Below are 12,556 nucleotides of genomic sequence, written 5' to 3'. Positions count from 1 at the left end.
TAAATTTTTAAATTCTAGTATTTTTTCCTCTCCTACATCTATTAAATTAATAGCTGAATGAGTATATTCAAATAATAGTTTGCCCTCATCAGTGAAGGTAACCCCTTTAGGAGTCCGATTAAAAAGGCGTGTATCCAATTCTTTTTCTAATTGCATGATGCTTTGACTAACGGCAGGCTGTGTCATGTAAAGCTCTTTCGCCGCCTTAGAAAAACTTTTGCAATTTCCAACTTTACAAAAAACCTTATATAAATCTAATTTACTTACCACATAACCACTCCTTATATCCACTATTAGATATATTAATTTTACTTATACCATTAAAGAGGTGTATAGTACAAGTGGATATTATGGAAATTAAGCCTAACAGTCATAAGGGAGCGATTATATTGGAAAGAGTAGTTGGAACTGTTGTTAGAGGCCTTCGTTGCCCCATCATCAATCAAGGGGACAATATTGAAGAAATTGTTGTAGATAGTGTGCTAAAGGCTGCAGAAGTTGAAGGCTTTAGCATTAAAGATAAAGATATTGTAACCGTAACGGAATCCATTGTTGCTCGTGCACAAGGAAACTATGCGACAGTCGATCATATTGCTCAAGATGTTCGTTCAAAATTTGGTGATGAAACAATTGGGGTCATTTTCCCTATCTTAAGCCGCAATCGCTTTGCCATCTGTCTTCGCGGTATTGCAAAAGGGGCAGCAAAGAAAATTGTATTAATGCTCAGCTATCCGTCTGATGAAGTAGGAAATCATCTAGTAGATATCGATTTGCTTGATGAAAAGGGTGTAAATCCTTGGACAGATGTTTTAACTGAGGACCAATTCCGTGACCTTTTTGGCTATAACAAACATACGTTTACCGGTGTTGATTATATTGATTACTATAAATCATTAGTAAAAGAATACGGTGTTGAATGTGAAGTCATCTTCTCTAATAACCCGAAAACCATTTTAGAATATACAAAGAATGTTCTTACTTGTGATATCCATACAAGATTTAGAACTAAGAGAATCTTAAAAGCTAATGGCGGCGAAAAAATTTATAGTCTTGATAATATCTTATCAGCTTCTATTGATGGTAGCGGCTGTAATGAAGATTACGGTCTGCTTGGATCTAATAAAGCAACTGAAGACAGCGTGAAGCTATTCCCGCGCAATTGCCAGCCAACCGTTGATCATATTCAGCAAATGCTTAAAGAAAAGACTGGAAAAGTCGTTGAAGTGATGGTTTATGGAGACGGCGCCTTTAAGGATCCTGTCGGGAAAATTTGGGAGCTTGCGGATCCAGTTGTATCGCCTGCTTACACATCCGGTCTTGATGGAACTCCTAATGAAATAAAGCTGAAGTATCTTGCTGATAACAACTTTGCTGATTTAAAAGGGGAAGAGCTGAAAAAGGCAATCTCCGAATTTATTAATAATAAAGAATCAGACCTTGTAGGATCTATGGAATCACAAGGAACGACCCCTAGAAAATTAACTGACCTGATTGGCTCTCTATCCGATTTAACTTCAGGCAGCGGAGATAAAGGAACACCGATTATCTTTATCCAAGGATATTTTGATAACTATACGAAATAAGACTAATTAAAATAAAACTAGATGCCAAGCAGTTTACGGCATCTAGTTTTTTTCCATTATTAGTGGGGTATAAATTTTGGCTTAAGCCTTGCCTTTAATCATGATTAACGAATATAAAGTGATATTTCACTCATTCCCTCAAATTTTGAAGTCACATGATCGCCTTTCGTTAACAAGATCGCCTCTGTGATTCCTCCAGTGAAGATGATAGAGCCTTTCGGGATTTTGCCCTTTCCTTGGCAAAATAGCATATTGGCTAACATCGCAACAGAGTTGGCTGGATTGCCTAAAACGTCCGCACTTGTCCCACTAGCTTTTATTTCCCCATTTATAGATAGTGTAACCCCAATCTTTTCAAGATCGAATTGTTTAGGATCGAAAACTTTATTTCCCATAACAACCCTAGAGGCAGATGTATTATCTGCAACTACATCAGGCAGCTTAAACTTAAAATTTTCATACCGGCTATCAATGATCTCAAAAGCAGGCTGAATTCCCTTCGTTTTGGCCATCACTTCTGCTCCTGTAACCCCTGGCCCTTCAATATCTTCACCAAGTATAAAGGCAATTTCCGCCTCCACTTTCGGATGAATGAATTCCTCTATGAAGATTTCCCCCTTGTCATGTACTCTCATATAGTCAAACACTGCCCCATAGATCGGCTGGTCTATATTCATTTGCTTCATCTTTGCTTCACTGGTTATACCCATTTTATAAGCAAAAAAGGTACTTCCCTGATTCTTCTTTATTTGGATTAGCTCGTCTTGAACAAGATAGCCCATAGATAAATTAAACTCAGGGAGTTGAGAGGTAATACAGGAAGTTGCATAATTGTTTTCTTCAGCACTTACTAGCATTTCAGCCAGCTGTTTGTAATTAATCAAAAGAATCCTCCTATCCCAATTCTACATCTCGCTTTTTAATTGATCTCCGACTGCATAATAATTTTTTGGAACTTCGTTTACGTAAACACGAATGGTCGATAAAGGGGCACCAAGTGATTCATGAACCGTACGGGCTACATCGCGAATGCATTGTTCAACTGCTTCTGGTTCTCTTCCCTCGAGCAGAGTAATTTGAATAATCGGCATCTTGCTTCCTCCTTCTATTAAAAAAGACGGCATTACCTCCATTTGAAGTAACGCCATCCAGTATTAAGCGGCTTTGCTATTTTGACTATTATTTTCTGACCTATTAAACATCAATTGATCAAGTGCAAACATTTTACTGCCGTTGATTTTTCGTAAATATATCTCAGCCAAATTGCCAAACACTATGACTAAGATTTCCATATCGGTAGCTGCGGTGTAATAGTTTTGCTGTTTTCTGATCATCTGCCGCACCCATTGCGTAGAAGATCGGCACAAAATGCTCATTGCCATATGGCGGAACTGCTAAACTAGCGGCAGGTGCTAATGACTGATACTTGTAAAGTGATGCTAGGTCCCAATTTTTCAAATGACTTGCCAGCCACTCGTCAAAATTTAATGCCCAATCATCTACTTCTCCATTATCTGCCCAATTCAGCGCTCTTAGATTATGAACCGTTCCCCCACTGCCGATGATTAAAACATCCTTCTTCCTTAACTCCGCTAAGGATTTCCCAATCTTATACTGCTCCTCTGGTGAAAGCCGCAGATTAACGGACATCGAGATGACAGGAATGTCGGCATTTGGGTACAGTAACCTCAGAACTACCCATGCTCCGTGATCTAAACCGCGCTTGGCATCAACTTCATAAGAGATCCCCTGTTTCTCAAATAACTCTTGAATTTCCTTCGCAATCTCCTGATCTCCCTTTGCCGGATATTGAATGCGAAACAATTCTTCAGAAAATCCGCCAAAATCATAGATTGTGCTATATTGATCGACATTGCTCACTTTTTGAGCACTTGACTCCCAATGAGCTGAAAATAAAATAATCGCCTTTGGTCTTGGCCATGTGCTGCCTAATTCATTTAAAAACTGAGTATACTCATTTGTCTCAATGGCTATTAATGGCGCTCCATGAGCAATAAAATATGATGGAAGCATAATATCATCTCCTTTGTGAGTAATCTGTTATTTCTTTAATGAATCCTGCAGCCACTTCATGTAATCCTGAAAGTTTTGCAAAGATACGGTATGTCCTTCTTGATACGTTTTAAACGTGACACTTGCACCTAATGCTTGAAAATACTCTTTATTTGCGACTCCCCACTCATATGGCAGTACTTGATCCATTTCTCCATGAGAAATAAATAGGGACATATGATTCACTGGTTTTACGTTATAATCCTCTTTGACGAATCCGGGAATATATCCGCTTAAGGCAATAATCCCCTTAATTCTCTCCCCTAATGTCAAACCGAGTGTCATCGAAAGGATTGCTCCCTGGCTAAAGCCCATTAAGTAAAGCTGGCTTGAATCTAAAGGATACTGATCAGACGCATACTCAATAAAACTCGTCAGGTTAGTAATCGCTTGATCAAACACCTCTCTATGCGGTCTTCCATAGCCTTGAATCGTAAAGAAAGCAAATCCAGGCGGATGCTCCAAATGACCCCGAATACTAAAAATAAAAAATTCCTCTTCTAACCCATTTACCAATGACAGCATGTTTTGCTCGTTGCTTCCGATTCCATGCATCACAAAAAGGGCAGGATAAGTTTTATTAGGAGCAACCTCTTTCGGCCGACGAAGCTCATAAACCATCGGTGAATTCATTTCTCATCATCCATTCTATTTATTTTTATTTGCTAGTAGCTTTCCTCTATTGATCAGACCTAATCAACAATTTGTTTTAAATCGCTATTGTTTCTAAATAGATAAATTAGATTCATATAAGAATACTAAAAGATAAAAAAATAATACTAAGTAAGCTTTCGTATTCCCATATGAATATTAATTGTCTATAAGATAACAATACCTATAGTAGATTGTCAATATTTTTTTTGCTAAGATAGAATTATGTTTTTTATTAGGAAACATTAGAGGGTGGTTCATTTGGAAATTGGATCAAAGATACGTGCCATACGTAATAGAAAAAAAATTACCATAGCTCAAATGTGTGAGGGCACTGGACTATCTAAAGGATTTATTAGCAACGTGGAAAATAATAATACATCTCCATCCATAAGCACTTTGCAAACTATTGCAGGCTTTCTTGGGGTACCTTTACCTTACTTATTACTAGAAAAACAGCAGCATATGAGAGTAGTAAGGAAAAATGAAAGAATGTACTCTACTTATAACAATCTGAAAATAGAGCATGTGACATCCAAAGGCGGTCTAAGAATGATGCTGGTGGAATTTCCCCCTGGAGCTTCGATGGGGGAAGCAAATGCCCATGAAGGGGAGGAAAGTCATTTAGTACTGGAGGGTAAGGTTCTTGCCGAGCAGGGCGAGGACTCCATCATCGCAGAAGAGGGAGACTCCTTCAGTTGGAATGCCAGCTGCCCACATTTTGTGAAAAATATTGGAGATGGAAAAGCAGTTGTACTAATATCGATCTATTCAGATTCTGAGCTCAATGATTTTTTCTAGTTACTGCGGTCAGTTTCTATTCTTAATAAAAAAAGTGACCATATATGAAAGAACTGCACCCCCAATTTTAGACACGATATCTAAAATTGGAGGTGCAGTTCAATAGCGGTCACTTTTTTTCCATGATGGCAAAGTAATTTTTCTCATCATCAGCAAAGTTAAATACTCTGCCTGAAGGCATGTTTACAATTTCTCCTACCGTGACATGTTTATCAGAAAGATCTTTATACAATTGATCCAGGTTTTCCGTGAAGAACATTAACGATGGAGTGCCAAGATTTAATTCCGGCTGCATTTTGGCTATTAACTCCTTATTGTGAAGAACAATACTTGTTTCCGCTCCCTGTGACGGAGCAATTTCAATCCATCTCAATCCCTGGCCATTATCTTGATCAGAAACTACGATAAATCCGACCTTTTCTGTCCAAAATTTCACTGATTCCTCTTGATTATTAACGTATAACATAATTTGACCGACTTGTGTAACCATCTACATATCATCCCTTCAGTTTATTATGGAACATGGTCCCAATTGTATTATGTTATTTATAACAAATTATACTTATAACATGCAACGGCATGAACCTGTTCAAATCCCTCTTGAACATATAAAGCTTTTGCCCGTTCATTTTCAGCATTGACGCATAGGAACGTCCTATTATAGGATTTCTTTTTAGCAAAATCCAGCGCCGCTCTTAAAAGACTTCTGCCAAGACCTTGTCCTTGATAATCTGGCAGGATGGCAAGTGGTCCAATATTCATAATCGGAGAATCTTCATACTCATCCTTAGATCCCCTGACAACACCTATAGGTTTTTCCCCATGATACAATATTTTCATTCCATCTTCTATATAATCACTGGCTGAAATCATTTTCGTAACCATTTCTGGTGTGACGGGCGTTTCACTCCCCTGAAGTTTAGCAAACCCCGCATTTCTGACTTCACACCACACTTCTTCATCCATGCCTGGTCTAAACGGTCTTATTTCATAATTGCTCGGCAAAGCGAAAGGGGGAATCTCTAAATCTCCTCTGACAAGCAGGTAAGAATATCTTTCTACTGTAAAATCTAATCCAGCTATACTCTTCATTAATGGCTCATTTTCCAAAGGGATAAATACAAAGACTTGATCTAATCCTTCTGTATGTTTTTTAATCGCCTGCATGAGCAAACTGTAACATTCACTATCCGCTATTTCCGAATGGAAAATTCTAAATCGTGCCTTCTTTCCTCTTCTATGATATTCATCTATGATTAGAGAAGCAGCCGCTACTATCTTACCTGTTTGATCTGAAATGATGTAAGTAGGATTTTCATCATTTACTTCAAAACTCGCTAAATCTTCATCATATAGATATGAATCATCTATCTCCATTTTATGTTTCTTACAATAAGAAATGAAATCTCCAATTCTCCCGCTATTTAAATATTCTACTTTCAAATGGTCTCCCCCCTTAATCTCAAGAACCCTTTCTTTACCCAGTATAATTAATTTATCTAAAAATTAGAATGGGGGAAAAAAGATATGGCAGCTTTAAATGAGGACCTCAATGTTGATTTCATTTCTTATCTTACGAGTGATAGGGGGTACTTCCGTTATTTTGCTTACTACAGGTTGCGCGAAGCCCTATTTATGGAAAAAAACAAGGCATTCCCGGCAGATCAAAAACTAAAAGGTGAAAGGGTTTATCCCTTTCACCTTTTTACATTTCATTAAAATGCTTCTAGCTTAACATCATCAGCTATTTCAAGCTTTGGCTCTGTTACGGCGACAATATCATCAATGGTATAGCCCTTTGCCACTTCAACTAATTTTAAGCCGTTTTCAGTTACATCAATCACGGCACGGTCCGTAATAATACGGTTTACAACACCCATACCTGTTAACGGTAAGGAACACTCATTTAATATCTTCGGCTGCCCATCTTTATTCACATGGTCCATTATGACGATAATTTTTTTGGCACCATGCACGAGGTCCATTGCACCGCCCATCCCTTTAATCATTTTCCCAGGGATCATCCAATTGGCAAGGTCACCCTTCACAGAAACCTCCATTCCGCCAAGAATGGCAATATCAATATGGCCTCCGCGAATCATCGCAAATGATTCTGCGCTGGTGAAGTATGAAGCTCCTTTAATGGCCGTAACGGTTTCTTTTCCGGCATTGATTAAATCAGGATCGACCTGATCTTCCGTTGGATAAGGCCCAATGCCTAGCAGCCCATTTTCCGATTGTAAAACGACCTGCTTCCCTTCTGGGATATAATTGGCAACCATCGTTGGAATTCCAATTCCTAAATTCACGTAGAAACCGCTTTCAATTTCTTTTTCAGCACGTCTCGCAATTTTTTCCCTCGTTGATGTTTTGGACATAATCTTCACTCCTCTCTTCTATTTTTGTACTGTTAGTCTCTCAATCTTTTTCTCTTGATTCCCAACAATTAATGCTTGAACATAAATACTAGGTGTGTGAATTTGATCGGGATCCAGTTCCCCAACTTCAACTAATTTCTCCACCTCAGCTATTGTTACTTTTCCAGCAGCAGCAATCATCGGGTTGAAATTTCGGGCCGTCTTGTTATACACGAGATTGCCCATTTTATCCCCGATGGAAGCCCGAACTAAGGAAAAGTCTGCTGTCATCCCTCTTTCAAGCAGGTAAGCTTTCCCGTCAAACTCGCGGACCTCTTTTCCTTCTGCAATAGGTGTTCCCACCCCGGCCGGAGTATAGAAAGCTGGTATTCCTGCTCCGCCTGCTCGAATTCGTTCAGCCAATGTTCCTTGTGGGACAAGCTCTACCTCAATTTCACCGGAAAGCACCTGCCGTTCGAACTCCTTGTTCTCCCCGACATATGAACCAACCATCTTTTTGATCTGTTTATTTTTCAAAAGTAAACCAAGACCCCAATCATCAACGCCGCAGTTATTGGAGATAACTGTAAGATCCTTTACTCCTGTTTGCACTAATGCCAGAATTAAATTCTCTGGAATCCCGACTAATCCAAAGCCCCCAACCATTATGGTTGCACCATCTTTAATGTCCTTTACAGCTTCAGTAAATGATGTAAGAATGGTTTTCATTGCTTCACATCCCCTTTAAGTTTTTCAATAATGTCTATTGCTCCTTGACCGGGCTAATCCGAGACGAACCTTACCTATCTTCGCTAGATTTCTAGCCGCGCCTGCACCAATGCCAAAAGGCAATTAACTCACTGTTAACTATTTTGAAAATTCACAAATCACCTATATAATTAATACTTTACAGCCATCATTTCTATAAGTAAAATGAATAAATCGAATATAAATTATGAACAATCAGAATAAATAGGAGGCAACTATGGAACTGCAAGACTTAAAGTCTTTTATTGAAGTAGCTGTGCATAAAAGCTTTACGAAAGCGGCTGCCCATTCTTACTTAACACAGCCTTCCTTAAGTAAAGCAGTCAAAAAATTAGAGGAAGAGCTGCAAGTTACACTATTTGATCGTTCAACTAGACATTTGCACCTCACCGATGCAGGAAAAATTGTTTTTCAACACGGCCAAAAGGTTCTCGCTACTTTAAACGAATTAAATGTCCATTTAGATGAACTACGGGAGATTACTTCAGGTGAAATTAAAATCGGCATTCCTCCGCTAATTGGGACCTTATTTTTCCCCAAAATCGCCAGCGATTTTAACAAGCAATATCCAAAGGTCTCGCTTGAATTGATCGAACACGGCGCCAAGCTTATTGGATCATTAATTGAAAATGGAGAAATAGACCTTGGAATTGTTGTATTGCCAGCCAATGAGGAAAAATTTAATATTTACCCCTTCATACAAGATGAATTTGTCTTGTATATCCAGGAGGATCATAAGCTTGCGGGCAGAAATTCAGTATCCTTACATGAATTAAAGGATGAAAGGTTTATCATTTTTTCAGAAGACTTTACCTTACATGACTATGTAAAAGATGCATGCAAAAAAGCAGGGTTTACCCCCGCTATTTCCTACCAAAGCTCACAATGGGATCTCATTATCGAACTTGTCTCATCGAATCTTGGAATTACACTCTTGCCTAAATCAATATTTAACAAACAATCTAATCAGAATGTCAAAATTATCCCTCTCGAAAACTCCACCCTTTTGTGGAAGCTCGGAATTATTACAAAAAAAGGAGCCTACCATTCATTTGCATTGAAAGAGTTACTAAAAATGCTAGTCGTGGAAAAGTAAATGGCCTCTTAATTGCCAATTCTACCCTATTAAAAATGGGAAGGGACAGGGAGGATCCCTTCCCAAAGTGGCTGTTAAAATGTCTGATGCTAAGACGCTCCGGCTACGTTAAACAAGTTTATGCCCACAGTTCGAGCAGAAATTGCCTTCACCTGTTTTTGTCCCACAATTAGGGCAGAAATTAGGTCTTTTTTGCTCGCCAGCATTCGGTTGTGAAGGTGATTGTGCATTTTGAGAGGTGGCAGGCTGACCTTGACTCTGCTGATTCATTTGATTCAGCATTTTGCCCGCGATATTCATCCCCATCATCATCCCAGCCATATCGGATGCGGCTCCCCCTCCGCTCATTTTTCCTGAAGCCATGCCATCCGTAATGGAAATCTGCTGGTACCGATCAACATTACCGACCATTCCATGTGAAGCATTCTTCGTAATCATATCTTGAATCTCTTTTGGATAGCTGAAGCTCATGACATTAAATCCTGTGATCGTGATGCCGCTCTTGATCATCTGCATATCTAAATCCTCTTGAATCCCTTTAGAAATTTCAAAGGAATTAGATTGGAGATTGAACATGTCCTTCCCCTCCCTTGAAATCCATTTCATCAAGAGCTGGTCAAGGATCGAAGTAATCCGTATTTTGACATCCTCTACGACATATTGCTCGCGAACTCCAGCTATTTGGTCAATTAAGGCTACATAATCATTTACTTTAAAATGAAATGTACCGTTCGCACGAATCGGCATGCCGCCCGGTAGTCCTAGCGTTGGGATATTAATCGCATTTTTCGTTCCCCACTTTTCAATAAACTCCTTCGTGTTCACAAACAGCACTTCGACACGCATGCCACTATTAAACCCAAACCTGAACCCCTTTAATGTCGATAAAAAGGGAATAATTTGCGATTCGATATCATACTCCCCTTCATCACGAAATACCCCTTCGATTTTCCCATTATTAAAGAAGATCGCATCCTGACCAGGGCGAATAATCAATTTGCTCCCCTTTTTAATCTCCCGATTGCTCCATTTATAAAAAATCATATCATCTCTAAATTCTTGCCATTCCACTACATTTGCAAATTGGTTTCTAAAAAAAGACATCGATTATTTGCTCCCTTCTATCAAATACACCTTGACGTATTTGCGCTCAGATAATACCTGCGCTGGCTCGATAAATTTCCTTCGAAAATCTGAGCATCTAGTTAAAACTTGCCTCTGCTTCCGCTATGCGAGTGACCTCCTCTGCTGATTCCGCCACCGCCTCCACCGCCGCTTGAATTGGAGGATGGCTTCTTATGCTTCGTCACGGTTTTTCTCACAAAATGATCGTATTGGTTAAGCACTCCAGATTGGGCACTATCCATATAGGTCCTGGCATTTACTGTGACCCTGCCGCCAGAGCGATAGCCCATAATCGTCACAATGATGCCGGCTGTCAATAAGGCTGCCGCTAATTGAAACCACCATTTAAAAAGCAGGTTTTCCGGATTCACACCTGGCTCATATCCCATGTAATGATGGGCCGTGTAAATAAACGCAGAAAAGGCTTGATAATATTGACCTTCCGATAATTCTGGGGTAATTTTATTTCGAATCATATCAAGCCGCCCGCTATCCAAATACTGCTCCGCCTTTTTAAATCCAGCTAAATACACATCTCTTTCTTGCATATCAATCGTTAATATCGCCGTATTTCCATGCGGCTGGTCATAGCCTGGAGCCTGCTCATCATAGAAATCCTCTACATAGGGAACGATGTCCTTCCCTTCCGTACCATTTGCCGTAATGACCAGAAACGCCGTATTTCTTTCCTCTCCCAGCTCCCTAGCTAAAGATTCTAATTCAGCCACTTCGTCATCCGTTAGCAGCTGAGCATAATCATAAATATACTTCGTCTGATTAAGCGAATCTGCTTTGGCCGGTAGCCCCCACGGCAACAGTAGCAGGAATACGGCGAAAAGGAAAAAGAGGCATCGTTTGTTTACATAACTTCCGCTCACCAAAAGCCACCTCCCATCAAATAGGAGGTACATTTAAGGGCGATAAAGGTTCCGGCTGCAATCCCGCTAAACCACATAGCCACTTTGCCCGAACTAATTGGCGGTTTGCCAACCACTTTCCCTGTTTGCCCATTCATCGCAAAAACATGCTCGGCTTGATTGAAATCATAGCTGACCATCCACACAGGCAGTAAAACATAATAGCTGCTTACATTTCTCGTATCAATTTGCTTATTCTTATAATTGACTGATTGATAGCCCAAAAATGTTGAACGAATATAGGACTCAATATAGTCGTTTATTTTATCTTTCGCCCTTGGAAACAGTTCGTCATCCGTATAGTTATATTTTTCCGCAATAAATCCAGCCAAATAAGGTGTTTTAAAATCCTTTAGTTGATCATACGGGTATGGCTCCAATTTATCCATTAAGTCATCATGCATTTTTTCCGATGCATCCACTGGAATTTTGACGTAATCAAGGTTTATATCACGGAAAACGTCATAATAATTCGTTTCCGTATAAATATACTCCCCTTTTGTATAGGTTCTGACCTTCGTGCAAGTGGCATTAACCTGCACCTTGCTATTCAGATCGAATAACCAAAAAGGCACATACATGCCTGTTATACTCTTAATTCGGTCTGCAATCATGAAACCCTTCGGCGTAAGAAGCCCTTTTCTGCACCATTTTTTAAAAGCCTCCGTTGCCTCTTCCTTACTAATTGTAAAAGGAATCACCTTGGTAGGGGCAAGATGACCTGACAGCCGATTCGCAATGACCACACCAGCCCCGCAAAAACTGCAGCTTGTAGCAGCGGTCTCAGCTGTTGTAATTAAAACAGCCCCACAATTATCACATTGATATTCATTGGTCTCATCCTCTGAAAACGTGGCTCTCCTCAACTCTTCTGGATAATTTTCGATACTCTCTTGTCTTCCGCATCTCTGACAGGATAACTCGCCTGAGTCAGCATCAAAGCTCATATCACTCCCACAGCTCGGGCATTTATAGTGAAAAATCACGCTCTCCTCACCTCTTTTATACTCAGGTTCCTTGTCCTACTCCTATATACTCAAAAAGGAAAAAGGAGGAACTTATGGACAAGGAAGATGTTTTTCATTTACTGCGAAAAGTTAAATAGTGCTCTTTCGGGTCATGCAGATGCGGGTCTTTTACTGGGAAAAGGCACAAAGATGCTCTTACGGGCAATGAACATGTGGT

16 protein-coding genes are annotated in these 12,556 nt (G+C 39.6%); 4 read left to right on the top strand and 12 right to left on the bottom strand.

What is annotated here, in order from left to right; translation table 11 throughout:
* On the bottom strand, positions 1-270 hold a 270-nt coding region (locus V7164_RS00960; protein WP_335353212.1), incomplete at its 3' end, for a LysR family transcriptional regulator.
* A 119-nt stretch (positions 271-389) separates the two neighbouring features.
* Between V7164_RS00960 and V7164_RS00955 the strand changes: the two genes are divergently transcribed.
* A complete protein-coding gene (locus V7164_RS00955) occupies positions 390-1,583 on the top strand; it encodes a coenzyme F420-0:L-glutamate ligase (RefSeq protein ID WP_335353237.1) in 1,194 nt (397 codons plus the stop codon).
* Positions 1,584-1,687: 104 nt separating this feature from the next.
* Here the strand turns inward: V7164_RS00955 and V7164_RS00950 are convergent, their stop codons facing one another.
* The 4 genes from V7164_RS00950 to V7164_RS00935 form a co-directional block, all read right to left on the bottom strand.
* Complete coding sequence (locus tag V7164_RS00950; RefSeq protein WP_335347315.1) at positions 1,688-2,467, bottom strand: 2-keto-4-pentenoate hydratase; 780 nt, start codon at positions 2,465-2,467, stop codon at positions 1,688-1,690.
* Between the two features lie 21 nt (positions 2,468-2,488).
* Positions 2,489-2,674: a 2-hydroxymuconate tautomerase gene (locus V7164_RS00945; protein ID WP_315666670.1), complete on the bottom strand. Its 186-nt coding sequence runs from the start codon at positions 2,672-2,674 to the stop codon at positions 2,489-2,491.
* A gap of 163 nt (positions 2,675-2,837) precedes the next feature.
* A complete protein-coding gene (locus tag V7164_RS00940; RefSeq protein WP_335347316.1) occupies positions 2,838-3,617 on the bottom strand; it encodes a DODA-type extradiol aromatic ring-opening family dioxygenase in 780 nt (259 codons plus the stop codon).
* Positions 3,618-3,644: 27 nt separating this feature from the next.
* Positions 3,645-4,289, bottom strand: a complete 645-nt coding sequence (locus V7164_RS00935; protein ID WP_335347317.1) for an alpha/beta hydrolase — start codon at positions 4,287-4,289, stop codon at positions 3,645-3,647.
* Positions 4,290-4,568: 279 nt separating this feature from the next.
* Here V7164_RS00935 and V7164_RS00930 point away from each other — a divergent pair, with 279 nt between their 5' ends.
* Positions 4,569-5,108 carry a helix-turn-helix domain-containing protein gene (locus tag V7164_RS00930; protein WP_335347318.1) on the top strand — a complete coding sequence of 180 codons (540 nt, stop codon included), beginning with the start codon at positions 4,569-4,571 and terminating at the stop codon, positions 5,106-5,108.
* A 109-nt stretch (positions 5,109-5,217) separates the two neighbouring features.
* On the opposite strand, the gene V7164_RS00925 is transcribed toward V7164_RS00930, so the two are convergent.
* Entirely contained in the window at positions 5,218-5,598 is a 381-nt protein-coding gene (locus tag V7164_RS00925; RefSeq protein ID WP_335347319.1) for a VOC family protein, read from the bottom strand.
* A gap of 56 nt (positions 5,599-5,654) precedes the next feature.
* The gene (locus V7164_RS00920; RefSeq protein WP_335353211.1) at positions 5,655-6,551 is read right to left on the bottom strand and encodes a GNAT family N-acetyltransferase; all 897 of its coding nucleotides are present in this window, start codon (positions 6,549-6,551) and stop codon (positions 5,655-5,657) included.
* A gap of 84 nt (positions 6,552-6,635) precedes the next feature.
* Here V7164_RS00920 and V7164_RS00915 point away from each other — a divergent pair, with 84 nt between their 5' ends.
* Positions 6,636-6,827 (top strand): hypothetical protein, encoded by a 192-nt coding sequence (locus tag V7164_RS00915; protein WP_335347321.1) that lies wholly within the window; start codon positions 6,636-6,638, stop codon positions 6,825-6,827.
* Here the strand turns inward: V7164_RS00915 and V7164_RS00910 are convergent.
* Together V7164_RS00910 and V7164_RS00905 are read right to left on the bottom strand one after the other, a co-directional pair.
* On the bottom strand, positions 6,824-7,486 hold the full coding sequence (locus V7164_RS00910; protein WP_335347322.1) for a CoA transferase subunit B: 663 nt from the start codon (positions 7,484-7,486) through the stop codon (positions 6,824-6,826). The two genes, V7164_RS00915 and V7164_RS00910, sit on opposite strands and share 4 nt — an antisense overlap.
* A gap of 18 nt (positions 7,487-7,504) precedes the next feature.
* Complete coding sequence (locus tag V7164_RS00905; RefSeq protein ID WP_335347323.1) at positions 7,505-8,194, bottom strand: CoA transferase subunit A; 690 nt, start codon at positions 8,192-8,194, stop codon at positions 7,505-7,507.
* Between the two features lie 256 nt (positions 8,195-8,450).
* On the opposite strand from V7164_RS00905, the gene V7164_RS00900 reads away from it, so the two are divergent.
* A complete protein-coding gene (locus V7164_RS00900; protein WP_335353210.1) occupies positions 8,451-9,329 on the top strand; it encodes a LysR family transcriptional regulator in 879 nt (292 codons plus the stop codon).
* 108 nt (positions 9,330-9,437) lie between these two features.
* Here the strand turns inward: V7164_RS00900 and V7164_RS00895 are convergent, their stop codons facing one another.
* The 3 genes from V7164_RS00895 to V7164_RS00885 form a co-directional block, all read right to left on the bottom strand.
* Positions 9,438-10,433 carry an SPFH domain-containing protein gene (locus V7164_RS00895; protein ID WP_335347831.1) on the bottom strand — a complete coding sequence of 332 codons (996 nt, stop codon included), beginning with the start codon at positions 10,431-10,433 and terminating at the stop codon, positions 9,438-9,440.
* Positions 10,434-10,534: 101 nt separating this feature from the next.
* Positions 10,535-11,332: a TPM domain-containing protein gene (locus V7164_RS00890; protein ID WP_335353209.1), complete on the bottom strand. Its 798-nt coding sequence runs from the start codon at positions 11,330-11,332 to the stop codon at positions 10,535-10,537.
* Positions 11,329-12,357: a TFIIB-type zinc ribbon-containing protein gene (locus V7164_RS00885; protein WP_335353208.1), complete on the bottom strand. Its 1,029-nt coding sequence runs from the start codon at positions 12,355-12,357 to the stop codon at positions 11,329-11,331. The genes V7164_RS00890 and V7164_RS00885 overlap by 4 nt, the downstream gene beginning before the upstream one ends.
* Positions 12,358-12,556 lie beyond the last annotated feature (199 nt).

It is taken from the genome of Bacillus sp. JJ1474, assembly GCF_036965225.1.
GTDB lineage: Bacteria > Bacillota > Bacilli > Bacillales > Cytobacillaceae > Cytobacillus.
The sequence above is the reverse complement of the archived record's forward strand: the minus strand, read 5'-3'. Positions and strand labels throughout refer to the sequence as shown.